Below are 23,599 nucleotides of genomic sequence, written 5' to 3'. Positions count from 1 at the left end.
GCCGAGGGTCAAGCGGACCGTCGAGCTCGTCGTCCACCTCCACGCCGAGACCGTCTTCGGCAACCCCGCCGCCAACGTCGCCCGCTGCGAGACCACCAGATCCCCCATCAACGCCGAGACCGTCCGCCAGTGGTGCCACAACCCCGACACCATCATCCGCGTCCGACCGGTCCGCGACCTCGCCGACCACGTCCACGTCGCCGCCTACGAACACCCCCACCGCCTCATCGAGCAGGACGAGCTCATCGACCTCACCTGCACCTTCCCCTTCTGCACCCGCCCAGCCCAACGCTGCGACAAGGACCACGTCGTGCCCTACCACGACGGCGGACCCACCTGCTCCTGCAACAGCGCACCCCTGTGCCGCAGCCACCACCGCCTCAAGACCCACAGCCGCTGGACCTACGACGTCCTCGACCGCGGCACCTACCTGTGGCACTCACCCCAAGGCCACCTCTACCGCCGCGACCACACCGGCACCCAACCCTTCGACCACCGACGACGACCCTGAACGCCCCACACCCCGCCGGACGCCACCTGCGGGGCATCGGCACGCCCGCGGCCCTCGAGGGAGCCTCGCCACGCACCTCAACGATGAGTCAGCGGCCTCAGGCCGGTCTCACCGTCATCGCACCCGTCCCGAGGGGGAACCCATGACCAGCATCTCGCCCTGCCTGTGGTTCGACGACAACCTCGAGGAGGCGGCGACCTTCTACACACGGATCTTCCCCCGCTCCTCGGTGCGCTACCTCGCGCGGCTGCCCAGCGGGGACGCGATGGCAGGTGAGTTCGACCTGGACGGGCTGACCTTCCGTGGCATCAACGGCGGTCCGGTGCATGCGCACTTCACCGAGGCGGTGTCGTTCAGCGTGACGTGCAAGGACCAGTCGGAGGTGGACTACTACTGGGACTCGCTGGTCGACGGCGGCGAGGAGTCGATGTGCGGGTGGCTCAAAGACCGCTTCGGGCTGTCCTGGCAGATCGTGCCGGAGCGCCTGTACGAGCTGCTGTCGGACCCCGTCCCCGCCCGGGCGCAGGCGGCGTCGCAGTCCATGCTCGGCATGCAGCGGATCGTGGTCGCCGACCTGGAGGCCGCGGCCGACGCGGCCGGCTGAGCGCGCGAGCCCAGCCGGCGTGACCGGCGACACAGCGCCGGGAGCGGTGTTGCGGGGCTAGCCTGGACAGCGGTCCGTGGACTCCATCAGGGAGCTGCGAGATGACGTGAACGGAGCTCGACGATGAGCACTCCCACCCCGGAGGAGACCGCGCCCTACGGCAGCGGCCCGACCAAGCCCGAGGCGCAGGCGCCGACCGCGATCAAGCGGGTGCGCACGCACCACCTGCGCGAGCTCAAGGAGCGCGGCGAGCGCTTCTCGATGCTGACGGCCTACGAGCAGTACGCCGCGCAGACCTTCGACGAGGCCGGCATCGAGGTGCTCCTGGTGGGCGACTCCGCCAGCAACAACGTCTTCGGCAACGAGACCTCGCTGCCGGTCACCGTCGACGAGCTGATCCCGCTGACGCGGGCGGTCAGCCGGTCCGTGCAGCGGGCGCTGGTCGTCGGCGACCTGCCCTTCGGCTCCTACCAGGCCTCGCCCGAGCAGGCCTACCTCACGGCCGTCCGCTTCATGAAGGAGGGCGGAGCGCACGCGATCAAGCTCGAGGGCGGGGTCGAGATGGCGCCGCAGATCGAGAAGCTGACCCGCGGCGGCATCCCGGTGATGGCCCACATCGGCTTCACCCCGCAGTCCGAGCACACGCTCGGCGGCTACCGCGTGCAGGGCCGGGGGGACACCGCGACGCGGGTGCTCGCCGACGCGCTCGCCGTGCAGGAGGCCGGCGCCTTCGCGGTCGTGATGGAGATGGTGCCCGGCGACGTGGCCGCGCAGGTGACCAAGGAGCTCTCGATCCCCACCATCGGGATCGGCGCCGGCGCCGACTGCGACGGCCAGGTGCTCGTCTGGCAGGACGCCTTCGGGCTGCGCACCGGACGCATGGCGCGCTTCGTCAAGCAGTACGCCGACCTCCACACCGTCCTGCTCGAGGCGGCGCGCGCGTTCGACGCCGACGTCAAGGGCGGCACCTTCCCAGGACCCGACCACACCTTCTGACCACCGGTTACCGTGCGGCATGCGCATCGTCACACTCGGAGTCATGCTCAGCCTGGTCCTCGCCGCCGCCCCCGCGGGCGGCGCCTCCGCCGCGGAGGCCGGACCCGTCGCCGCCTCGGCACGTGCCACGGACACCATCACGCTCGCCGAGGCTCAGCGGCGCGCCGTGCCCCGCCTCGTCGTGACCAAGCGGGTCGCCGGCCTCAGCAAGCCGTGGGACGTCAAGCCGCTGCCCGGAGGCCGGCTGCTGGTGACCGAGCGTGAGACCGCGCGCGTGATCGTCGCCGGCAAGCGCGGCGGCAAGCGCGTCGTGCGGTTCCCGTCCAGCAAGGTGTGGCACTCCGGGGAGACCGGCCTCATGTCGCTCGAGGTCGATCCCCGCTTCGCGACCAACCGCCGCTTCTACACCTGCTCGGGCGGCTTCCTGTCCGGCGGCGGCCACGACGTGCGCGTCAACGTCTGGCGCCTGAACAAGAAGATGACCCGCGCGGCCTTCGTGCGCAAGCTCATCGGCGGCTTCCCCACCACCAGCGGACGCCACGGCGGCTGCCGCCTGCTCATCACCGACGACGGCTCGATGCTCGTCGGCACGGGCGACGCCGCGGTGGGCACGAACCCGCGCGACCTCGACTCGCTCGGCGGCAAGACGCTGCGCCTCAACCGCTTCACGGGGCGGCCCTGGCCGACCAACAAGTACGCCGGCTCCGACCGTCCCCGCCGCTTCGTCCACACCTACGGCCACCGCAACGTCCAGGGCCTCGCCCAGCGCCGCGACGGCAGCCTGTGGTCGGTCGAGCACGGCTCCTCGCGCGACGACGAGGTCAACAAGCTCGTCAACGGCGGCGACTACGGCTGGAACCCCGTCCCCGGCTACGACGAGTCGGTGCCGATGACCGACCAGAGCCTGCCGGGACAGCAGATCGGCGCCAAGTGGCGCTCGGGCGACCCCACCATCGCCACGTCCGGCGCCGCCTTCGTCTACGGCCGCAAGTGGGGCGCCCTCAACGGCACCATGGCGGTCGCGGCGCTCAAGGCCTCACGGATGCTCTTCCTCACCTTCGGCCCTCGGGGCAACCTGGTCCGCAAGCGGGTGCCGGCGGCGCTGAAGCGCTACGGGCGGCTCCGCTCGGTGACGGTCGCCCCCAACGGCGACCTGCTGGTCACCACCGACGGCGACGACGGCACCGGCCTGGTCCTGCGGGTCCGCCCGGCCCGCTAGGTCGCGGCCTACGCCGTCCAGCCCAGGAAGGCGCCGCCGGCGTTGAGCGCGGCGAACCAGAACGCCACGGCGAACACCCCCACCCACGGCAGCCGCCGCGGGTGGGGTGTCCACCAGGCGAAGCAGAGCAGCAGCAGAGCCAGCCAGATCACCAGCAGCACGACGACGCCCCAGGCGGGCGCGAGCAGCCCGCTGGCGGCGTACAGGAAGAACGACGCGGCCATCAGCCCCATCCCCACGAACGGCCACGGGGACACTGTGCGCGGCGCGGTGGCGCGGCGACGACGGGAGAACACCCGGGTCGTCAGTCCTCGAGCTTGTCGTCGTTCCAGTCGGGGTCGTGGTCCCACTCCTCGGTGCGCGCGGCCGCCTTCTCCAGCGCGTGGGCGGCCTCGTCCTCGGTGTCGTAGGGGCCGAGGCGGTCCTTGTTGGGGCAACCGTCCTCGCCCTCGACGCGGCTGTGCTTGATGCAGTACCAGAACTGGCTCATGCGGCCGAAACTACACGCGGCGCCCGGGATCGCCGACGAGGTCGTCGGTCCAGCATGCGCGGCGCGTCACGTGAGCGACATACGCCCTTTGTAGGTTGTGCGCCATGAACGCGATGTTCCAGGGCTACGGCTCGGGCGGCCAGGCGTACGACGAGATGTTCGACGGCGACGAGCTGCGCCCGCCGTACCTCCGTCTGCGCGACTCCCTCGGGACCATGACCACGCCCGACCTCGTGGCGCGGGTCGAGGCGCTGCAGGCGACCTACCTCGACCAGGGCGTCACGTTCGACATCGGCGGCGAGGAGCGCGCGTTCCCCCTCGACATCCTGCCGCGGGTCATCGAGATGGACACCTGGACCACGATCGAGAGCGGCGTCCAGCAGCGGGTGCGCTGCCTCGAGGCCTTCCTGGCCGACGTGTACGACGCCGGGCAGGTCTTCGACGACGGCGTGATCCCGCGCTCGGTCATCGCCACCTCGTCGCACTACCACCGGGAGGCGGCCGGTGTCCGGCCCGCCAACGGGGTGCGGGTGCACGTGTCGGGCATCGACCTGATCCGCGACGACCAGGGCGAGTTCCGGGTGCTCGAGGACAACGTGCGGGTCCCCTCGGGCGTCTCCTACGTGATGACCAACCGGCGCGCGATCTCCGCGGCCCTCCCCGAGACCGTCGCGGCCCACCGGATCCGCCCGGTGGCGGCGTACCCCCAGAGGCTGCTGGCCGCGCTGCGCGCCGCGGCCCCGGCCGGCGTCACCGACCCGACGGTCGTCGTGCTGACCCCGGGCGTCTACAACGGCGCCTACTTCGAGCACGCGTTGCTCGCCCGCACCATGGGCGTCGAGCTCGTCGAGGGCCGCGACCTGGAGTGCCACCGCGGCCGCGTCATGATGCGCACCACCAAGGGCCTGGAGCCGGTGCACGTGATCTACCGGCGCGTGGACGACGAGTTCCTCGACCCGGTGCACTTCCGCGCCGACTCGATGCTGGGCTGCCCGGGCATGATCGACGCCGCCCGCGCCGGCAACGTGACGCTGGCCAACGCCGCGGGCAACGGCGTGGCCGACGACAAGCTCGTCTACACCTACCTGCCCGACCTGATCCGCTACTACCTCGGCGAGGAGCCGGTGCTGAAGAACGTCGACACCTGGCGCCTGGGCGACGACGACGCCCGCGAGGAGGTGCTCGACCGGCTCGACGAGCTGGTCTGCAAGCCGGTCGACGGCTCCGGGGGCAAGGGCATCGTGATCGGGCCCGCCGCCTCGCGCGCGGAGCTCGACGAGCTGCGGGCCAAGGTGCTGCAGGACCCGCGCTCCTGGATCGCGCAGCCGGTGGTGCAGCTCTCGACGGTCCCGACGTTCGTCGACGGCAAGCTCGGCCCCCGCCACGTCGACCTGCGGCCGTTCGCGGTCAACGACGGCAACCGCGTCTGGGTGCTGCCCGGCGGCCTCACCCGGGTCGCGCTCGCGGAGGGCGAGCTCATCGTCAACTCCTCGCGCGGCGGCGGCTCCAAGGACACCTGGGTGCTGGCCGGGCCGAAGGTGCCGGCTCCCGCGCCTCCGGCCGCACCGGAGGAGCCTGCCGCCCCTCCCTCGCCGCCGCCCTCGCAACCCTCCGACGAGGGGCCCGCGATCCTCGACCTGAAGAACCAGGCCGAGCAGCAGCAGCAGGGCAAGAGCCGCGTCGACCTCGAGGGGGCGTCATGCTGAGCCGGATCGCGGAGTCGATGTTCTGGATCGGCCGCTACGTCGAGCGCGCGGAGGACACCGCCCGCATCCTCGACGTCCAGACCCAGCTGCTGCTCGAGGACAGCTCGCTCGACGAGGACGCCACCTGCCGGGGGCTGCTGTCGATCATGGGCGTCGAGGACGAGCCGACCAGCGCGGTCGGCGTCACGATGGTGCTCGACCAGCTCGCCTACAACCCCTCCTCCCCCGTCTCGATCGCCTCCGCGCTGGCTGCGGCACGCGAGAGCGCCCGGCGGGCCCGAGAGACGCTCTCGGTCCCGATGTGGGAGGCCATCAACACGACGTACCGGGCGATCCCGAGCGGGCAGTTCCACGCCCAGCGGGCGCCGGGGATCTTCCAGTGGGTGCGCGAGCGGGCGGCGCTGATCAACGGCACCGCCGACGCCACCATGACCCGCGACGAGGGCTGGCACTTCCTGATGCTCGGGCGCTGCGTCGAGCGCGCCGACATGACCTCGCGCCTGGTGGCCACCGCGTCGCTCTCCCACGGCTCGCCGTGGACCTCGACGCTGCGCGCGTGCGGCGCCTACGAGGCGTTCCTGCGGACCTACCGCGGTCTGGAGACCGACCGGGGCGCGGCGGAGTTCCTGCTGCTGGACCGGCTGTTCCCGCGCTCGGTGGTGTTCTCGCTCAACCGGGCCGAGCAGTGCCTCGACAACCTCGAGTCGGCCGGCCCGCGCGCGGGCTTCCAGAACGAGGCGCAGCGGCTGCTCGGCCGGATGCGCGCCGAGCTGGAGTACCGCTCCCTGTCCGACGTCCTGCACGACCTGCCCACGGAGATGGAGCGGCTCCAGCGGGCGTGCGCGCTGGCCACGGAGGCCGTCACCCGCCGCTACTTCGCCGGCGCCGAGGCACTGACCTGGCAGGGAGTCGTCTGATGCAGATCCGGATCGTGCACACCACCACCTTCGAGTACGATGGCAAGGCGGTCGCCTCCTACAACCAGGCGCGCCTGACCCCGGTCACGACCCCCGAGCAGATCGTGCTGCACAGCCGGCTCGAGGTGTCGCCACCGCCGTGGACCTACGAGTACCGCGACTACTTCGGCACGTTGGTGACGGCGTTCGAGGTCGTCGACCCGCACGACGCGATGACGGTCACCGCCACGGCCACGGTGCAGACCTACCGCCCGGCTCCCCCGCCGCCGTCGGCCTCGTGGGAGTCGCTCACCACCCGCGAGGTGGCCGACCGGTGGACGGAGTACCTCACGCTGCCCGACATCGTCGAGCCGCCGGCCGACTTCGCCCAGCGGGTCAAGCAGATCGCCGCCGACTACGAGCTGCCCGGCGAGGCCGCGCGCGACGTCTGCGCGCTGGTGCACGACGAGGTGGAGTTCCTGCCGGGCGCGACCGACGTACAGACCCATGCGGCGGTGGCCTGGCAGCAGCGCGCCGGCGTCTGCCAGGACATGGTCCACCTGGTCATCGGCGGGCTGCGCTCGGTCGGCATCCCGGCGCGCTACGTCTCGGGCTACTTCCACCCCAACGACGACCCGGTCCTCGGCGAGACCGTGCCCGGCGAGTCGCACGCGTGGGTGGAGTGGTGGGACGACGGCTGGCACGCCTTCGACCCGACCAACGACGCCGTGCCCGGCGACCGGTACGTCGTCATCGCCACCGGCCGCGACTACCGCGACGTCAAGCCGCTCAGCGGCATCTACTCCGGCTCCTCGACCTCGCGCATGTCGGTCGAGGTGACGCTGACGCGGATCGCGTAGGCGGCCGCCTCAGGCGAGCTCGTCCCAGCGCTTCTCGCCGCGCTCGGCGAGCAGCCGCTCGACGCGCAGGACGGCGAGCTCGTGCTCGGGGTTCGCCGCTCATCACCGCGGCCAGGCGCAGGTGCGGCAGCGCCTCGGCCAGCTTCGACTGGCGCTCCAGGCTGCGACCGAGGGCGTGGCGGGCCCACACGTCGTCGGGGTACTCCTCGACCAGCCCGGCCAGCTCCGCCTCCGCCCGTCGCAGCTGGGCGCGCATCAGGTAGGCCCAGGCGCGCAGCAGCCGCAGCCCGGTGTTGCCCGGCTCGGCCTCGAGTGCCGGCTCGAGCACCGCCATCGCCTCCCGCGGGGCGCGGCGCGACAGCAGGTCGTAGGCCGTGCCGTAGGCGGACTCGGGTGCGTGCTGCTGCCCCGGGAACACCACCGGAGGAGCCTGGAGGATGCTGTCGTCGTTCATGCCTGCTCAACAGCCCCACCGACGCGGTCATTCCTGGCGACGCGACGCCCACGGGCCGGTTGCCCTACAGTGCGAGGTGCGAACGGGCTGGCCGGGCGACCGCGTGGAGGAGACTCCCCGAGGAAGGTCCGGGCTCCGCAGAGCGAGGTGGTGGGTAACACCCACCCGGGGCAACCCGCGGGAAAGTGCCACAGAGAACAGACCGCCGGCCCTCTCCTCCGGGAGGGAGTCGGTAAGGGTGAAACGGTGGAGCAAGAGACCACCAGCGGCCCGGGCGACCGGACTGGCTCGGCAAACCCCACCTGGAGCAAGATCAGACAGTGCACGTCCGAGGGCTGCTCGCCCGAGTGCACGGGTAGATCGCTGGAGGCTGGCGGCAACGGCAGCCGTAGATGGATGGTCGCCCCTCGGTCTCGACCGAGGACAGAACCCGGCCTACAGGCCAGCCCGTTCGTCCCTGGCTGAGTATGGTTCGGGCGTGACAGCCGTAACGCAGCGCCGCCTGCGAGACTCGTGGGGACTCATCGGCGTCAGCGCGCTCGCCGTGCTCTTGGTGGCGAGCGCCGTCTACCAGGTGGCACGACAAGACTGGGCCAGTGCTGTGATGCAAGCCGCGTTGGGCGCAATCTTCATCGGCGTCTTGGTCTACTCACGGACCCGAACCCGCTGACGGCTCCGCACTCTCATGCCGCTGTCCATGCCCGGACCGACAGACTGGCTGGATGACTGCATCGACGCGTGTCCTGGTGACCGGTGTCCGCGGCAAGACCGGCGTGCCGCTGGCGGAGCTGCTCGCCGCGCGTCCGGACGTCGAGGTGCTCGGCGGCAGCAGCACGCCGTCCACCGTGACCGCTGACGGCGTACGCCCCACCTCCTTCTCCTGGGACGACCCCGACGGGTGGGCAGGGGCGCTCGACGGCGTCGACGCGGTGTACGTCGTCCGGCCCGACCGCGCCGATGCCCCGGAGCTGATCGCGGCGCTGGTCGCCGAGACCGTGCCCTCGACCCGCATCGTGCTGCTGTCGGAGAGGGCGGCCGAAGACGTGCCGGAGGGCACAGCCGGCTGGGCGGTGCGGGCCGAGCGCGCGGTGCGCGACAGCGGGCGGCCCTGGACGATCCTGCGGCCGAGCTGGTTCATGCAGGTCCTCACCGACCCGCGCTTCTACCTCGACGAGATCGCCGAGACCGGGGAGCTGCGGTTCTCCAGCGGCGGTGCGTCCGTGGCATGGATCGACGTCCGCGACATCGCGGCCGTGGCCGAACGGGCGCTGCTCGACGACGGGCACGGCGGCCAGGTGCACGAGCTCTCCGGTCCCGAGGCCGTCACCCTCGAGGACACCGCCGGCCTGCTCGCCGAGGCCGCCGGTCGGCCCGTGACGCACCGTGAGATCCCGCTCGAAGCGGCGCTGGAGGGCACCGAGGGCTTCGAGCGGGACCTCACCCGCGTGACCTTCGAGCGGGTCCAGGCAGGCACCTTCGCGGTGGTCACCGACACGGTCGAGCGCGTCACCGGCCGCCCGGCCCGCACGCTGCGGGCCTTCCTCGACGACCACCGCGAGATCCTGACCGGCTAGGCGTCGGGCAGGAGCACGCACTTCCCCAGACTGACGTTGCAGCGGGTCGCCTGTCCCCCGTCGTCCCGCCCTGCGGGCGTCACCCAGGCGATCAGGTTGTCGTCGTCCTCCCAGTGCCAGCTGGAGTTGCCGAAGGCTCCGCCCTGCGGCGCTCGCAGGACGACCTCGTCGCCACCCACGGTCGGTTGGGCCTGCAGCGTCGCCGTGCCCATGACGTCGCCGACGGTGGTCCCACCAGCCGAGCGCACCAGCCAGGTGCCTGCGGTGCTGACCTCCAAGGAGTCGAACGTCGGCAGCGGCGACACCTCGTCGATCCGGCCCTCGCCTGAGACGGTGGCGAGGTACGGCGCCGTCTCCGCGGAGTCGGTGGGACCGTCGGACTCGTCGACCACGACCAGCCCGGCCACCGTCGCCTGCAGGACGCGCTGGGCCGGGGCCGTCTGGGTGAGGTCCACGACGGTCCGCTGGTCCTCGAACTGCGCGCGCCACATCAGGCGGGTGCGCATGCCGGTGACGAACACGTCGCCCTCGTCGGTGACGGCGGGGACAGTGAGGCCGACACCGTCCTCGGAGGTCGGCAGGTCCTCGATCGGCGCGTCCCCGAAGCCCTCCCCCGCGGGCTGGGTGTCGGCGCCGGTGAGCACCGCCTTCCCGCTGCTGACGTCGATCCAGGCGACGTAGCCGCCGTCGGGCGAGAGGGCCGGCGACTGCTGCACCTCGCCCTCGAGACGGCGCGGCTCCGCACCCGGCCGGCCCCACCACCAGGAGCCGTCCGACTGCACCGCGAGCCACACCTCGCCGCCGGTCTGCAACCCCCACCACTCCCCCGGCACCTGCTCGCCGCCGGAGTAGAGCCGACCGTCGACGACGTAGGGCACCGTCGGCGCCGCGGTCGAGACGTCGGTCTCGGTCACGGTCGGGCTCGGGGAGGGAGCGGGCTGCGGCCTGTCGTCACCGCCGCGGCCGGCGATCACGGCCACGAGCCCGATGACCAGGGCCACGACCGCGGCGGCCAGCAGCGGCCTGACGACCCACGACGCGGCCGCCTTCGGCGCCTCGGTGGGCAGGGCCGGCAGGGGCGGCACCCGGACTCCACCCGCGACCTCGTGCAGCTCGCGGGCCAGCATCTCTTCGATCTCGGTGGCCATGTCAGACCTCCTCTCCGTCGTGTGCCTCGGGGCCGACGGCGGCTCGCAGGGCTTGGAGCGCACGGTGCGCCGTGGACTTGACGTTGCCGGTCGAGCAGTCGAGCGCATCGGCGATCTCGCGCTCGCTGAGCTGCTCGTAGTAGCGCAGGACGATCACCGCCCGTTGCCTCGGCGGCAGGGACGCGACGTGCGGCCACAGGACCATCCGGTCCTCGGGGCCCGCGTCCCCCGACGCCGTCCGCGGCTCGGGCGGGGCGTCGGTGAGCAGCTCCAGGCGGCGCGCCTGGGGGCGGCGCTGGGAGATGTAGAGGTTGGTCAGCATCCGTCGCAGGTAGGCACGCGGCTCGTCGGCGCGGCTCACCTTGGACCAGGACCGGTAGGCCTGCAGCAGCGTCTGCTGCGCCAGGTCCTCGGCGTCCGCGTGGTTGCCGCTGAGCAGGTACGCGCAGCGGTAGAGCCACGGCCAGGCCGACGCCGCGTACTCGTCGTACGCCGGCGCGGCTGGTGCTTGCTTGGTGGTCGAGAAGGCCATCGGGGCACCCCTTTCGTACCCCACTTGACGACACCTCCGCGCGGAAGGTTGCGTCCGACACGCACCTGCTCGGATGTGGTGTCAGATCCTGGCGCGCTCGTCGCGGGAGAGCAGGAGGTGGCGCCCGAGAGCCACCGCGAGGTAGGCCAGGGTCACGACGGCGGCGCCGCCGACGACGTCGAGGAGGAAGTGGTTGCCGGTGGCGAGCACGACCAGGACCTGCAGCACGGGGTAGGCCACGGCGGGGACCCGCCAGAGACGCGACGGCAGTCCCCACAGCTGCACGGCGCACCACAGCGACCACCCGAAGTGCAGCGACGGCATCGCGGCGTACTGGTTGGTGGCGTCGCCGATGCCGCGTGGAGCGGAGGCCGCCGAGCCCCACCACCCGTAGGCGGAGTAGTCGCGCATCACGTCGGCGATGCCGAGGTCGGGGACGAGACGAGGCGGCGCCATCGGCCAGGCGGCGTAGACGGCCAGCGCGATCGCCGACGCGAGGACGATCGCCCAGTAGCCGCGCCAGTAGAGCCACCCACCGGCGCGGCGCGTGAGCAGCAGGACCGTCGGCGTCACGACGTAGTGCATGAGCGCGTAGAAGTAGCAGGCCGCGACGGCGACGACGGGCGACGTGCCCATCCATGCGTTCAGCGGCACCTCGACGTGGCGGAAGACGTCCCCCTCGAGGCCGAGCACCCAGCGGCTGTGCGCCATGGCCGCACCGGCGTCGTCGCCCTGGGCGGCGCGGATCAGGTTGTAGGCGGCGAAGAGCCCGGCCAGCACCCCGAGCTCGACGACCCAGTGGGCCCGGAGGGCCGACACCAGCCGTGACGCCGTCGCCGGAACACGCTCCGGCACGGCGTCCCGGGCTCGGTCGCGCAGCCGCTCGCCGGGGGCTCTCCGGCACTGATCCAGCGTCACCACCACCTCAGGATAGCCCCTAACCGGAGGGGTGCTCCACTTGTTGGGCCGGGCATCGCGGCGCCGCGTGCGGGTAGCGTGCGGCCATGGCTGACTCCCCCGTCGACCCGACCGACGACCGCTCGATGCGCGAGCGGATGGTCGCCGGCGACCTCTACCTCGCCGACGACCCCGAGCTGGACGAGGAGAGCCATGTCGCCCAGGACCTGATGGGCGCCTACAACGCGACCCACTCGCGACAGCGGCCCCTGCGCCGGGCCCTGCTGGAGCAGCTCTTGGGCTCGGTCGGCGAGGAGACCGCGATCCGTCCGCCGCTCTACGTCGACTTCGGCAGCCACCTCACCATCGGCGCCCGCTGCTTCGTCAACTACGGCCTCATGGCTCTCGACGTCGCCCCGATCACGATCGGTGACGACGTGCAGATCGGCCCCCACGTCCAGCTCCTGACTCCCACCCACCCCCTGGAGCCCGGCCCGCGACGCGACAAGTGGGAGGCCGCCCGGCCGATCACCCTCGGCGACAACGTCTGGCTCGGCGGCGGGGTCATCGTCTGCCCCGGCGTGAGCATCGGCGCCAACACGGTCGTGGGCGCAGGCTCGGTGGTCACCAAGGACCTCCCCGCCGACGTCGTGGCGGTCGGCAACCCCGCGCGCGTCGTCAAGCCGCTCCCCTGAGCGGCCCGGAAGGATGCGGTCGGGCATGGACGGCGGCGCGCCCGGGTAACGGAACGGCATGACCACGACACCGACCGAGCCCCTGCCGGACCCCGACGTGGTGCCCAGCCCCGGGCCCACCAGCCCGGGCGACCCCGTCATCACGCCCGACCCCGGCCCCGGCGAGACTCCCGCGGACCCGACGCTCCCCGACACCGAGCCCGTGCTCCCCTGACCCGGGAGGACCGAGCTCGCCTTTCGCGCGCCCCTAGGCTGGGGCCATGAGCTGGGCGACGTGCGACCGCGGGCACGCCCACTGGGGCCGCCGCGGCGCCGCCGGCCTGCTGCTTGCCGAGGGCGGTCGGGTGCTGCTGCAGCTGCGCGCCCGCTGGGCGCACCAGGGCGGCACCTGGTCCATCCCAGGCGGGGCGCGCGAGCGGGGCGAGAGCTGGGTCCAGGCCGCGCTCCGCGAGGCCGGTGAGGAGCTCGGCGTCGCCTCGCACGACGTGGAGGTGCGCGGCTCCTCCACCGCCAGCTGCGGCGGGTGGACCTACGAGACGGTGCTCGCGGTGCCCACCGGCCGCCTGGAGCTCAGCGACCTGTCGGAGAGCGACGGGCACGCCTGGGTCCCGGCGTCGGAGGTCGAGGACCTCCCGCTGCACCCGAGCTTCCGGCAGGCCTGGTCGGCGCCCGGCTCCGCGCTCGCGGAGTTCGTCGCGGCGTCCTAGGAGCGGACCAGGCTCAGCTCGACCTTGCGGGTGTCGACGTCGGCCTTCTCCAGCCGCACGCGTACGTCGGTCCCGAGCGGCAGGTCCTCGCCCACGATGCGGGCCTCGACCCCCAGCTCGGCGAGCATGACCACCCCGTGGTCGGGCCGCTTCTCGTCGACGCTGACGATCACGCCGTCGAACTCCTCCCCGACCCGGGCGGCCAGTAGGCCGGCCTCGACCAGGTCGAGCACCGCCCGCTCGTAGCCCTTGGCGCGCTGGCTCGACTGCTGCATCGTCCGGGGCAGGTCGGGCAGCGCGGCCAGGACCCAGTCCGGCACGGGCTCGCCGGCGCACAGCGCCACGCACACCTCTCCGGCGTAGCGGTCGGCCAGGCGCCGCAGGGGCGCCGTCACGTGGGCGTACTCCGAGGCCAGCGCGGAGTGCAGCGGCTCGGCGGGCACCTCGCCGTCGAAGGCGACGTAGCCGCTGCCGCGCAACAGCCGGGCGCTGGCCACGACCATCGCGGCGTGCGTGGGCCGCGTCGGGTCCAGCGAGCGGATGAAGTCGGGGTAGAGCATCTCGGCCGGCCACTCGATGCCCAGCGCGCGGGCGGTGCGGTGGAGCCGCTGCACGTCGCGAGGGTCGGGGGCCGGCAGGGTGCGGAGCAGCCCGACGCGGCCGTAGACCATGAGCGTCGCGGCGCCGAAGCCGGTGAGCAGCGAGATCTGGGAGTTCCACAGCTCCACCGGCAGCAGGCTGCGGAACTCCAGGCTCCAGTGGCCGCCCTGGATGTCGATCTCCTGCTCGGGGAGCGGGAGCGAGACGCCGCCGCGCGCCGCGTCGCGCGCCAGCCGCAGCTCGCCGATCTCCTGCAGCAGCTGCAGCACCTCGTCGGCGCTGCCGTCGTCGACGGCGGCCTGCGCGGCCTCGTAGGAGAGCTTGGCCGTCGAGCGCACCCGCGCCCGCTCGACGCGCACGTCGGTGCCCTCGCCGGTGTCGTCGACCGCGATCGTCCAGAGCAGCGCCGGCCGCACCTGGCCGGCCACGAGGGAGCCGGCGTCCTCGGAGATGACCTTGGGGTGCAGCGGCACCTTGGAGTCGGCGCCGTAGAGGGTCTCCCCCCGCCGGTGCGACTCCAGGTCGATCGGGTCGCCGGGGCTCACGAAGGCGGCCACGTCGGCGATGGCGTAGTGGACGACGTAGCCGTCGCCGGCGCGCTCGATGTGCAGCGCCTGGTCGAGGTCCATCGCCCCCTCGGGGTCGATGGTGACGAACGGGATGTCGGTGCGGTCCAGGTCGGGCAGGCGCGGTGCGGCCGCGGCGGCCTCCGCGGCCGCCTCGACCTCGGGCGGGAAGTCCGGGCTCACGTCCAGCTCGGCGCGGATCCGCTCGATGCCCGCGCGCAGCGTCGCGACGACGGCGCCGTCCGCGGCGCTGTCGTCGGCGACCTTGATGTGGACGACCCGGTTGCTCGGCATGTGCTCGACCCTAGATCACCGCCCCCTAGGGTTGCGGGGTGCTCATCCTGCTGCCGCCCAGCGAGGGCAAGGCCGCACCGCGCCGCGGCCGGCCTCTCGACCTGACCACCCTCGGCAGCCCCGGTCTGACGGCCGCCCGCGAGCAGGTGCTGGACGCGCTGGTGGAGCTCTGCGAGGGCGATGTCGAGGTCGCGGCGAAGACGCTCGGGGTCCCCAAGACCCAGCTCGAGCTGGTCCGCCTCAACGCCGACGTACGGCGCACGCCCACGGCCCGCGGCGACCAGGTCTACCGCGGCGTGGTCTACGAGGCCCTCGACTTCGCGACCCTCTCCACGGCGGCCAAGCGGCGCGCGACCGGCCGGGTCGCGGTGACCAGCAGCCTGTTCGGGCTGGTCCGTCCCTCCGACCGCATCCCGGCCTACCGGCTTTCCGGCGACGCCTCGCTGCCCGGGCTGGGCGGCGTCGCGGCCCACTGGCGCGCCCACCTCGGCGACGCGGTGACCGCCGCGATGGGCACCGGGCTGCTGGTCGACCTCCGCTCCGGGACGTACGCCGCCTTCTGGCGCCCGTCGCCCGCGCTGGCCCGCCGGGTGGCGACCGTGCGGGTGCTCCACGAGGTGGACGGCCGCCGCCAGGTCGTGAGCCACTTCAACAAGGCGACCAAGGGGCGGATCGTGCGGGCGCTGCTGGAGGACGGCCGCGACCCGCGCACCCCGGCACGGCTGGCCGAGGTCCTGCGCGACCTCGGCTGGGTCGTCGAGGTCGGCGAACCCACGCCCCAGGGCACCCAGCTCGACGTGGTCGTGGCGCAGCTCTAGGAGCCGCCGGCGACGAAGCTGACCAGCAGCAGACGGAGGCGGTCGCGCTCTCGCGCCGAGAGCCGCCCCAGCACCCGGTCGGCGGCCTGCGCCCCGCGGCGGTGGACGACGGGCAGCAGCTCCTCCCCCAGCGGCAGCAGGTGCAGGAGCTGGGTCCGTCGGTCGGTGTCGGAGCGGCGGCGCTCGAGCGCCCCGCGCCGCTCCAGCTGGTCGACGATCTCCACCACGCTCGGACCGCTGATGCCCAGGTGGCGGGCGAGCTCGGACTGCGCGACGGGACCGCGGTCGTGCAGCACGAGGAAGGTGCCGAGGTGGCGCGGCTCGACGTCGAGCTCGCGCAGGGCCGCCGCGACCTCGACGTGCAGGCGCGCGTGCAGGCGCGTGACCAGGAAGGCCGTGCTGGCGAGCAGCGGCGCCGGCGTGTCCTCCCCCAGGTCCTGACCGACCTGGGCGACCAGCAGCGCGTGCAGCTCGGAGCGCTCGGAGCGGCTGAGGCCGGCGACGAGCGCGTCCTCGACGGCGACCACGTGGTCCGCCCACTGCTCCACGGCGGCGGCGCCGGCCGGCGTCCGGGTCAGGGCGTAGGCCCGCCGGTCCACCGGGTTGCGGTCCCTCTCCACGAGCCCCGCCTCCACCAGCTGCGCAGCCACCTTGGTCATCGTGGTGCGGCTCACCGCGACGGCGTCGGCCAGCCACTGCTGGGAGCGCGGCGCCCCGTCGGCGAGCGCGGTCAGGACGGCGTAGCCGTGGATGTCGACGCCGAGTGGAAGGGTGGCGTCGAGGGCACCGGTCACCCGGGCGGCCGCTCGCCACACCACGTGGCCGAGCGAGCCGGCGAGGGCGGGGAGCAGCGTCACGGTGATCCCTCTCTCACTGAATCGTTAGGTACTTGACGGATCGCGGAACTCGGATACCGTTCACAGGGTAATCGTGAGGCACGTGATGAATCGCAGAGAGGTCCAACCATGACCGACCAGGCCACCTCGGCACCCGAACGAGCCGGCGCGCGCGACCCCAAGTGGTGGACGCTGATCGCCGTCTGCACCGGCGTGTTCATCCTGCTGCTCGACATCACCATCGTGAACGTCGCCCTGCCCGACATCCAGACCGAGCTCGACGCCTCGCTGTCGGACCTGCAGTGGGTCATCGACGCCTACGCCCTGAGCCTGGCGGCCCTCCTGCTGACGGCGGGGTCGCTCGCCGACCTCTACGGACGCCGCATGGTCTTCGTCATCGGCACCGGGCTGTTCATGCTCGGCTCGATCGCGTGCGGGGCCGCGCAGGACGTGTTCTTCCTCCAGGTCGCCCGCGCGTTCCAGGGCATCGGCGGCGCCGCCATGTTCGCCACCGCCCTGGCCCTGATCGCCTCGGCCTACACCGGCCGCGACCGCGGCGTGGCCTTCGGCGCCTTCGGCGCGACGACCGGGGTGGCCGTCGCGATCGGCCCCGTGCTCGGCGGTGTCCTGACCTCGGGGCTGTCGTGGCGCTGGATCTTCTTCGTCAACATCCCCATCTGCCTCGCCGCCATGGCCATCGGGCTGTGGCGGGTCAAGGAGTCCCACGACCCGCGCGCGGGAAGCCCCGACTGGATCGGCTTCGTGACGTTCTCCGTCGCGCTCGCGTCGCTGGTCTACGCCCTGATCCGCGCGGGGCAGGAGTCCTGGAGCGACGACCGGGTGCTGGTCTGCCTGGTCGCGGCGGCCGTGCTGCTGGCGGCGTTCGTGGTGAGCCAGCTGCTCCAGGAGCACCCGATGTTCGACCTCACCCTGCTCCGCAAGCCGACCTTCACCGGCGGCCTCATCGCGGCGTTCGGCGTCTCGGCCTCGATCTTCTCGCTGCTCACCTACCTCGTGCTCTACCTGCAGAACGTGCAGGGCTACTCCGCCGTCGGCACCGGCGTGCGGGTGCTCTTCCTCTCCGGCGCGTCCTTCGTGGCCGCGGCGATCGCGGGCCGGCTCACCGCCCACATCCCGGCCAAGTGGCTGATCGTGCCCGGCTTCGCGCTGACCGGCACCGGGCTGCTGCTGATGGGCGGCCTCGAGCCCGACTCGTCGTGGACCCACCTGATCCCGGGGCTGCTCGTGGCCGGGGTCGGCATCGGCATGATCAACACCCCGCTCGCCTCGACCGCAGTGGGCGTGGTGCCCGTCGAGCGCTCCGGCATGGCGTCGGGCATCAACTCGACGTTCCGCCAGGTCGGGATCGCCACCGGCATCGCGGCGCTGGGCTCGCTGTTCAGCCACCAGGTCGCCGACGGCGTGCGCGACGGGCTGGCCGGCACCCCCGCCGCGGGCCAGTCGGACGGCATCGCGGAGGCGGTGACCGGAGGTCAGATCCAAGCCGTGCTGGCGCAGGCCCCGGCCGCCGTACGTGACCAGCTCGCGGCCGTCGCGACCTCGAGCTTCGTCGACGCGCTCAACCACATCATCGTGATCGGCGCCGTCATCGCCTACGTCGCCGGCGCGTGCTGCCTGGTGCTGATCCGGCAGAAGGACTTCGTGCCGCAGGGCCCCGCGGCCCGGGAGCAGCAGCCCCAGGACGGCTAGGCCCCCTCAGCCCCCGGCCTGGAGCCGCAGCCCGGCCAGGATCAGCTCCAGGCCGGCGCGGAACTGCTCGGCGTCGTCGTGGGTGGCGAACTCGTCGACGATGTGGTGGACGTAGGGGTAGGAGTCCGCGTCGAGCGAGCGCCACTCCTCGGCCCAGCGGGCGAGGTACTCCTCGCGGGTGATCTCGCCCTCGAGCACCTCGCGCGGCGGCTCCTGGCCCATGTCCGCGGCGGTGCCGACGACGAAGCCGATGACGGCCGACACCGCGTGGAAGCGCTGGCGTGGGGTGAGGTCCAGCCGCAGCGTCTGCTGGCCGAGCCGCTCGTAGAGCTGCAGGCCGTGGGGCTGCAGCTCGGTGTCGCGCATGAAGTAGGCGCCCAGCCACGGCCGGTCGGCGACCGCGTCGAAGAGGGTCACGGCGATCGCGCGCATGCCGTCGATCGGGTCCTCGCGCTCGACCTGCAGCTCGGCGTCGGCGAGCACGTCGGCCAGCACGTGGTTGGCGGCCCGGTCGAGCAGCTCCTCCTTGCTGGCGACGTACCAGTAGATGCTGGCGACGCCGCCGCCCAGCCGGGCGGCCAGCGCGCGGAAGGTCAGCGCGCCCTCCCCCGCCTCGTCCAGCAGCGCCACGGCCTCGGTGAGGACCGCCTCCATCGAGTGCGAGGCCCGGCGGCGGGTGCCGTCGGGGCGCGACGCGGAGCGTCGTGAGGGGCGGGACGCCGGGGCGGCGGGTGGGGGTGCCATGAGTCACAGTCCATCACATCTTGCGCCGCATCGAACAATGTTCTAGTTTATGGAACATCGTTCGATTGTCGAACGTCGTTCGATGACAGGAGCCGGCCATGACCACCACCCCGACCACCACCGCCCCCACCCGGACCTACGCCTCCCTCCGGGCGGCCTGGATCCCCCTCGCCGCGCTGTGCCTCGCCTTCTTCGTGGAGATGGTGGACAACACGCTGCTCACGATCGCGCTGCCCACGATCGGTCGCGACCTGGGCAGCGGCACGACCGCCCTGCAGTGGGTGACCGGCGCCTACTCGCTCACCTTCGGCGGGCTCCTGCTCACCGCCGGGTCGATGGCCGACCGGCTCGGACGTCGCCGGGTGCTGCTCGTCGGTCTCGTCGCCTTCGGCTCGATCAGCGCCCTCGTGGTCGCCGTCGACAGCGGCGGTCAGCTGATCGCCCTGCGCGCCGTGCTCGGCCTCGCCGCCGCGGCGATGGCGCCGATCACCAACTCGCTGGTGTTCCGCCTGTTCGACGACGACGCCCTGCGCATGCGCGCCATGACCGTCATGATCGTCGTCGGCATGTCCGGGTTCATCCTGGGCCCGCTGCTGGGTGGCACCGCACTGGCGCACGTGCGCTGGGAGTGGCTGCTCGTCGTCAACGCGCCGATCGCGCTGATCGCCTTTGTGGGCGTGCGCCTCGGCGTCCCCGCCGACCGGCCCGAGGACCTCACGCGCGACCGGCTCGACCTGCCCGGCGCCGTACTCAGCATCGTCACGATCGGCCTGGCTTGCTACGCGCTGACCAGCGGCGTCGAGCACGGCTGGCTGTCCGCAGCCACCCTCGGCTCGGTCGTCGGAGCCGTGCTCGCGGGCGTCGCCTTCGTGTGGCACGAGCGTCGTACGGCCTCGCCCATGCTCGACCTCGGCCTCTTCTCCTCCGGCACCGTCCGGGGCGCCGCCATCGCGCAGCTCGGGACGTCCATCGCCATGTCGAGCGTGATGTTCGGGCTGATCCTGCACTTCCAGTACGCCTACGGCTGGAGCCCGGTGAAGGCGGGCCTCGCCAACCTGCCGCTGATCGTGACCATGATCGCGGCGACCCCGGTCTCGGAGTGGCTGGCCCGGCAGTTCGGCCACCGCATCGCCTGCCTGGTCGGGGCCGGCCTCATGGCCGGCGCCCTCGGTGGCCTCGCCTGGGGCGTCGACCACGGGTACGCCGCCATCGCGGCCAGCATGGTCGTCATGACCATCGGCCTCCGCACGGTCATGACGATCTGCGCGGTCGCGCTGGTCGACGCGATGCCGAGCAACCGGACCTCGATCGGCGCGGCGCTCAACGACACCGCCCAGGAGGTCGGCACCAGCATCGGCACCGCCGTGGTCGGCACCCTCATCGCCGTCCTGGTCACCACCCGACTGCCCGCCGGGACGTGGAGCCACGAGCTGGTGGCGTCGTTCTTCCACGGCGAGCGGGTGACCTACGCCCTCCTCGCGGTGGTCGTCGGTCTCGTCGCGGCCGGCGGTGCGCTCACCCTCACCGACTCCCGCAGCACCGACGAGCACCACTGAGGCGGGCGCTACCAGGCGGCCGGGTCCGAGAAGGCGTCGCGGGCCGGTGGCAGCGCGTTGTAGAGGCGCAGCGACGTGCGCGGCTCCTCACCCTCGGCCCCGGCGGAGAAGAACGAGATCACCGTGACCGACGCCGGGGTCAGCTCCATGCGGAACACCGAGTCGAGCGGCGCACCGACGACATGGCCGACCAGCGTCTTGATGGGCGTCACGTGGCTGACCACGACGACCGTCTCGCCGGCGTGCTCGTCGAGCACCCGCCGCAGCCCCGCGAGCACCCGCTCCTCGACGACCCGGAACGACTCGCCGCCCTCGGGGGCGGCGTCCAGCGAGCCGAGCCACTGCTTCAGGGCGTCGGGGTGCTGCTCGGACACCTCGGCGAAGGTCAGGCCGTCCCAGATCCCGAACTCCATCTCCGCGAAGCCCGGCTCCACCTCGAGCGGCCTGCCCAGCACCTCGGCGAGGATCTCGGCCGACTCGCGCGTGCGGCGTACGGGCGAGTGGACGACCGCCTCGACACTGCCGGCGATGGGCGCCAGCCACTCGGCCGTGGCGCGCACCTGGTCGCGCCCCTCGTCGCTGAGCGGCGGGTTGGCGCTGGCCAGGCCGCCGGAGAAGCGCTTCTCGAGGGTGTGGGCGGTGACGCCGTGGCGCACCAGGACCAGCGTGGTGGTCACTCCCCCGCCGGCCGACCAGCCCCGGGCCTGGCGCTGCACCGAGGCGGGTGCCTCCCCGGCCGCCGGGGACTCGATCTCCTCGATCAGCGAGTCCTCGTCGGCGTCGTCGGGGGGCGCCGTGACCGTGACGCCCTCGCGGACGCCGTCGAGCGCCTCGTTGACCAGGCGGTCGGCGTGGGCGTTGTCACCGCGTGGGATCCAGGTGTACGTCGTGCCCTCGGGCGCCAGTCTCGTCGCCTCCGCGGCCAGCGGGCGCATGTCGGGGTGCTTGATCTTCCAGCGACCCGACATCTGCTCCACGACGAGCTTGGAGTCCATCCGCGCCTCGATCTGCGCCTGTGGCGCGAGCTCCTGCGCGAGGCGCAGCCCGGCGATCAGCCCGGAGTACTCCGCCACGTTGTTGGTCGCCCGACCGATCGTGGTGCCGTCCTCCGCGAGCACCGCGCCGGTGTCGGCGTCGCGCAGCACCGCGCCGTACGCCGCCGGGCCGGGGTTGCCGCGCGAGCCGCCGTCCGCCTCGATCACGACGCGGCGGGGGCTTTCGCTCACAGGCCTGACTCGCCGGTGCGCACCAGGATCCGCTGGCACTCCTCGCAGCGGATGACCTCGTCGGTCGGCTTGGCCCGGATGACGGCGAGCTCGGCGTGGTCGATGGTGAGCTGGCAGCCGCTGCAGCGCCGCTGGCGCAGCTCGGCCGCGCCCACGCCGTGCTTGCTCGCGCGCAGCCGGTCGTAGAGGGCCAGCAGGTCCTCGGGCATCCCCTCGACGGCCGGCACCCGCTCGGCGACGACCGCCCCGAGCTCCACGTCGATCGCGGCGGTCCTCTCGTCGCGCACGGCGACCAGGTCGGCCATCCGGATGTCGACCGCGCTCAGCTGCTCGGTGACCCGCGTCAGGGCGGCCTGGGCCTGCTCGAGCTGCTCCATGACCTCCAGCTCCTCGTCCTCCAGCGTGGAGACCCGTCGCTCCAGGGACGCGAGCTCGTGCTGCATGCGCTCGAGGTCCTTGGGGTTGGTGATCGCACCGGAGTCCATGCGGTCGCGGTCGCGCGTGCGTCGGGCCTTGACCTGCTCGACGTCGGCGTCGGCCTTCGCCTGGGCGGCGGTCAGGTCGTCGACGACGATCCGTGCGTCACGCGCCTGGTCGTCGAGCTCCTTGCGCTGCTCGGTGAGCGTGGCGATCTCGGCCAGCTCGGGCAGGTGCGAGCGCTGGTGCCGCAGCTGGTCGGCCTTCGCGTCCAGGGCCTGGACGTCGAGCAGCTTCAGTTGGGCGAACGGGTCGGCTTTCAGCGGGTGCTCCTCAGAGGCGGGTGGTCCACGGGTCGGTGACGATGGTGCTCACGCGGGTCCCCACCGTATCGCCCAGCGCCGCACGCACCTTCGCCTCCACCACCGGGAGCCACGTGTACTCCGCCGCCCAGTGGGCCACGTCCACCAGCGCCGGCCCGCCCTGCTCGACGAACTCGCTCGCCGGGTGGTGGCGCAGGTCACTGGTGACGTAGACGTCGGCGTCCGTGCGCAGGACGTCGTCGAGCAGGAAGTCACCGGCTCCGCCGCACACCGCCACCCGGCGTACGACGCGCTCGGCGTCGCCCGCGACCCGCACGCCGTGCGCGGTCTCGGGCAGGACCGCGGCGACGTGGGCGGCGAACTCGCCCAGCGTGGTCGGCGCGACCGACCCGATGCGTCCGGTCCCGGTCGTGGCGTCGCCGATGTCGGCGAGCTCCACGACGTCGTAGGCCGGCTCCTCGTAGGGGTGCGAGCGGAGCGCGGCGCGGACGACGTCGGCGCGCAGCTCGCGGTCCAGCACCACCTCGATCCGCACCTCCTCGACGGTCTCGATGGTGCCGACCGTGCCGACCGCGGGGCTCGCCCCCTCCAGCGGACGGAAGCGGCCTTGGCCCGGGGAGGAGAAGGACGCGAAGTCGTAGGCACCGATGCGTCCCGCACCGGCCTCCGCGATCGCGGCGCGCAGCGGGGCTGCGGCGTCGGCCGGCACGTAGACGGTCAGCTTGTCGCGGGCCGGCCCCGTGCTGGGCACGATCGGCGTGACGTCGGTGAGCCCGAGCGCGTCGGCCAGCGACGTGGAGACGCCGTGGTCGGCGCGGTCGGCGTTGGTGTGCGCCGTCAGCAGCGCGCAGCCCGCCCCGGCGAGCGTCGCGAGCGTGCGCCCCTTGGGCGTCGTGGCCGCGACGCCGTGGACGGGCTTCAGGAACAGCGGGTGGTGCACGACGAGCAGGTCAGCGCCCCACTCGGCCGCCTCGAGGGCCACCTCGGCCGTCGGGTCCACGGCGAACATCACCTTCGCTACCGGCGCGGCTGGGTCGCCGTACGCGAGCCCCACGGCGTCCCACTGGTCCGCCGTGCTCGGCGGGTACCAGCCGTGCAGCAGGTCCATGACGTCCTGGAGAGTCGGCATGCGCGCCAGGGTAGTGGCCCGCGCTCGGTGGTCGAGCAGCGAGGAGCGCCAGCGACGAGCGCACGTCGAGGCCCTGCACCGGCGCAGGGCC

27 protein-coding genes and 1 other RNA gene are annotated in these 23,599 nt (G+C 72.9%); 16 read left to right on the top strand and 12 right to left on the bottom strand.

Annotation, left to right across the window (positions count from 1 at the left end):
• From E4622_RS22995 to E4622_RS22530, 4 genes are all read left to right on the top strand, one after another.
• On the top strand, positions 1-511 hold a 511-nt coding region (locus E4622_RS22995; RefSeq protein WP_167736209.1), incomplete at its 5' end, for an HNH endonuclease signature motif containing protein.
• Positions 512-653: 142 nt separating this feature from the next.
• On the top strand, positions 654-1,115 hold the full coding sequence (locus E4622_RS22540; RefSeq protein ID WP_134742478.1) for a VOC family protein: 462 nt from the start codon (positions 654-656) through the stop codon (positions 1,113-1,115).
• 123 nt (positions 1,116-1,238) lie between these two features.
• On the top strand, positions 1,239-2,111 hold the full coding sequence (gene panB / locus E4622_RS22535) for a 3-methyl-2-oxobutanoate hydroxymethyltransferase (RefSeq protein WP_134742477.1): 873 nt from the start codon (positions 1,239-1,241) through the stop codon (positions 2,109-2,111).
• A 43-nt stretch (positions 2,112-2,154) separates the two neighbouring features.
• Positions 2,155-3,330, top strand: coding sequence for a PQQ-dependent sugar dehydrogenase (locus E4622_RS22530; RefSeq protein ID WP_167736208.1), 1,176 nt, complete (start codon positions 2,155-2,157; stop codon positions 3,328-3,330).
• An 8-nt stretch (positions 3,331-3,338) separates the two neighbouring features.
• On the opposite strand, the gene E4622_RS22525 is transcribed toward E4622_RS22530, so the two are convergent.
• Positions 3,339-3,554, bottom strand: coding sequence for a hypothetical protein (locus E4622_RS22525; RefSeq protein ID WP_134742475.1), 216 nt, complete (start codon positions 3,552-3,554; stop codon positions 3,339-3,341).
• A gap of 80 nt (positions 3,555-3,634) precedes the next feature.
• Positions 3,635-3,820, bottom strand: a complete 186-nt coding sequence (locus E4622_RS22520; protein WP_134742474.1) for a hypothetical protein — start codon at positions 3,818-3,820, stop codon at positions 3,635-3,637.
• Between the two features lie 104 nt (positions 3,821-3,924).
• Here E4622_RS22520 and E4622_RS22515 point away from each other — a divergent pair, with 104 nt between their 5' ends.
• The 3 genes from E4622_RS22515 to E4622_RS22505 are packed head-to-tail and all read left to right on the top strand — an operon-like array spanning position 3,925 to position 7,282.
• Positions 3,925-5,526 (top strand): circularly permuted type 2 ATP-grasp protein, encoded by a 1,602-nt coding sequence (locus E4622_RS22515; RefSeq protein WP_134742473.1) that lies wholly within the window; start codon positions 3,925-3,927, stop codon positions 5,524-5,526.
• A complete protein-coding gene (locus E4622_RS22510; protein WP_134742472.1) occupies positions 5,520-6,443 on the top strand; it encodes an alpha-E domain-containing protein in 924 nt (307 codons plus the stop codon). Before E4622_RS22515 ends, E4622_RS22510 begins: the two co-directional genes overlap by 7 nt.
• Complete coding sequence (locus tag E4622_RS22505; protein WP_209022062.1) at positions 6,443-7,282, top strand: transglutaminase family protein; 840 nt, start codon at positions 6,443-6,445, stop codon at positions 7,280-7,282. The genes E4622_RS22510 and E4622_RS22505 overlap by 1 nt, the downstream gene beginning before the upstream one ends.
• Here the strand turns inward: E4622_RS22505 and E4622_RS22500 are convergent.
• Positions 7,212-7,736 (bottom strand): tetratricopeptide repeat protein, encoded by a 525-nt coding sequence (locus E4622_RS22500; RefSeq protein WP_245156166.1) that lies wholly within the window; start codon positions 7,734-7,736, stop codon positions 7,212-7,214. The genes E4622_RS22505 and E4622_RS22500 overlap by 71 nt on opposite strands.
• A gap of 83 nt (positions 7,737-7,819) precedes the next feature.
• Between E4622_RS22500 and rnpB the strand changes: the two genes are divergently transcribed.
• Together rnpB and E4622_RS22490 are read left to right on the top strand one after the other, a co-directional pair.
• An RNA gene (rnpB, locus tag E4622_RS22495) (RNase P RNA component class A) lies at positions 7,820-8,190 on the top strand.
• Positions 8,191-8,458: 268 nt separating this feature from the next.
• Positions 8,459-9,310, top strand: a complete 852-nt coding sequence (locus E4622_RS22490) for an NAD(P)H-binding protein (RefSeq protein WP_134742471.1) — start codon at positions 8,459-8,461, stop codon at positions 9,308-9,310.
• Here E4622_RS22490 and E4622_RS22485 read toward each other — a convergent pair.
• The 3 genes from E4622_RS22485 to E4622_RS22475 form a co-directional block, all read right to left on the bottom strand.
• Complete coding sequence (locus E4622_RS22485; RefSeq protein ID WP_134742470.1) at positions 9,307-10,458, bottom strand: hypothetical protein; 1,152 nt, start codon at positions 10,456-10,458, stop codon at positions 9,307-9,309. The two genes, E4622_RS22490 and E4622_RS22485, sit on opposite strands and share 4 nt — an antisense overlap.
• Before the next feature lies 1 nt (position 10,459).
• Positions 10,460-10,990, bottom strand: a complete 531-nt coding sequence (locus E4622_RS22480) for a SigE family RNA polymerase sigma factor (protein ID WP_134742469.1) — start codon at positions 10,988-10,990, stop codon at positions 10,460-10,462.
• Positions 10,991-11,071: 81 nt separating this feature from the next.
• On the bottom strand, positions 11,072-11,911 hold the full coding sequence (locus E4622_RS22475; protein WP_134742468.1) for a phosphatase PAP2 family protein: 840 nt from the start codon (positions 11,909-11,911) through the stop codon (positions 11,072-11,074).
• Between the two features lie 83 nt (positions 11,912-11,994).
• Between E4622_RS22475 and E4622_RS22470 the strand changes: the two genes are divergently transcribed.
• From E4622_RS22470 to E4622_RS22465, 3 genes are read left to right on the top strand one after another with little or no spacing between them, the layout of a single operon-like run.
• Complete coding sequence (locus E4622_RS22470; protein ID WP_209022061.1) at positions 11,995-12,582, top strand: sugar O-acetyltransferase; 588 nt, start codon at positions 11,995-11,997, stop codon at positions 12,580-12,582.
• Positions 12,583-12,640: 58 nt separating this feature from the next.
• A complete protein-coding gene (locus E4622_RS22990; protein WP_167736207.1) occupies positions 12,641-12,796 on the top strand; it encodes a hypothetical protein in 156 nt (51 codons plus the stop codon).
• Between the two features lie 46 nt (positions 12,797-12,842).
• Positions 12,843-13,289, top strand: coding sequence for an NUDIX hydrolase (locus E4622_RS22465; protein WP_134742467.1), 447 nt, complete (start codon positions 12,843-12,845; stop codon positions 13,287-13,289).
• Here the strand turns inward: E4622_RS22465 and E4622_RS22460 are convergent.
• A complete protein-coding gene (locus tag E4622_RS22460) occupies positions 13,286-14,749 on the bottom strand; it encodes an RNB domain-containing ribonuclease (RefSeq protein ID WP_134742466.1) in 1,464 nt (487 codons plus the stop codon). The two genes, E4622_RS22465 and E4622_RS22460, sit on opposite strands and share 4 nt — an antisense overlap.
• A gap of 38 nt (positions 14,750-14,787) precedes the next feature.
• Between E4622_RS22460 and yaaA the strand changes: the two genes are divergently transcribed.
• Complete coding sequence (yaaA, locus tag E4622_RS22455) at positions 14,788-15,567, top strand: peroxide stress protein YaaA (protein ID WP_134742465.1); 780 nt, start codon at positions 14,788-14,790, stop codon at positions 15,565-15,567.
• Here the strand turns inward: yaaA and E4622_RS22450 are convergent.
• Complete coding sequence (locus E4622_RS22450) at positions 15,564-16,424, bottom strand: MarR family transcriptional regulator (RefSeq protein ID WP_134742464.1); 861 nt, start codon at positions 16,422-16,424, stop codon at positions 15,564-15,566. The two genes, yaaA and E4622_RS22450, sit on opposite strands and share 4 nt — an antisense overlap.
• A gap of 108 nt (positions 16,425-16,532) precedes the next feature.
• Here E4622_RS22450 and E4622_RS22445 point away from each other — a divergent pair, with 108 nt between their 5' ends.
• Entirely contained in the window at positions 16,533-18,113 is a 1,581-nt protein-coding gene (locus E4622_RS22445; protein WP_134742463.1) for an MFS transporter, read from the top strand.
• Between the two features lie 6 nt (positions 18,114-18,119).
• On the opposite strand, the gene E4622_RS22440 is transcribed toward E4622_RS22445, so the two are convergent.
• On the bottom strand, positions 18,120-18,857 hold the full coding sequence (locus E4622_RS22440; RefSeq protein ID WP_209022060.1) for a TetR/AcrR family transcriptional regulator C-terminal domain-containing protein: 738 nt from the start codon (positions 18,855-18,857) through the stop codon (positions 18,120-18,122).
• 98 nt (positions 18,858-18,955) lie between these two features.
• Here E4622_RS22440 and E4622_RS22435 point away from each other — a divergent pair, with 98 nt between their 5' ends.
• Positions 18,956-20,413 (top strand): MFS transporter, encoded by a 1,458-nt coding sequence (locus tag E4622_RS22435; RefSeq protein WP_134742462.1) that lies wholly within the window; start codon positions 18,956-18,958, stop codon positions 20,411-20,413.
• Positions 20,414-20,421: 8 nt separating this feature from the next.
• Here E4622_RS22435 and E4622_RS22430 read toward each other — a convergent pair whose 3' ends face one another.
• Positions 20,422-21,639: a bifunctional RNase H/acid phosphatase gene (locus tag E4622_RS22430; RefSeq protein WP_134742461.1), complete on the bottom strand. Its 1,218-nt coding sequence runs from the start codon at positions 21,637-21,639 to the stop codon at positions 20,422-20,424.
• Positions 21,636-22,082, bottom strand: a complete 447-nt coding sequence (locus E4622_RS23280; protein ID WP_245156165.1) for a C4-type zinc ribbon domain-containing protein — start codon at positions 22,080-22,082, stop codon at positions 21,636-21,638. Before E4622_RS23280 ends, E4622_RS22430 begins: the two co-directional genes overlap by 4 nt.
• Between E4622_RS23280 and E4622_RS23275 the strand changes: the two genes are divergently transcribed.
• Positions 22,074-22,418 carry a hypothetical protein gene (locus tag E4622_RS23275; RefSeq protein ID WP_245156164.1) on the top strand — a complete coding sequence of 115 codons (345 nt, stop codon included), beginning with the start codon at positions 22,074-22,076 and terminating at the stop codon, positions 22,416-22,418. The two genes, E4622_RS23280 and E4622_RS23275, sit on opposite strands and share 9 nt — an antisense overlap.
• On the opposite strand, the gene E4622_RS22420 is transcribed toward E4622_RS23275, so the two are convergent.
• On the bottom strand, positions 22,390-23,508 hold the full coding sequence (locus E4622_RS22420) for a Nif3-like dinuclear metal center hexameric protein (RefSeq protein ID WP_134742459.1): 1,119 nt from the start codon (positions 23,506-23,508) through the stop codon (positions 22,390-22,392). The genes E4622_RS23275 and E4622_RS22420 overlap by 29 nt on opposite strands.
• Positions 23,509-23,599 lie beyond the last annotated feature (91 nt).

Source organism: Nocardioides sp. 503 (assembly GCF_004522095.1).
GTDB lineage: Bacteria > Actinomycetota > Actinomycetes > Propionibacteriales > Nocardioidaceae > Nocardioides.
Note: the sequence above shows the minus strand (reverse complement) of the source record. Positions and strands in the feature narration are given on the sequence as shown.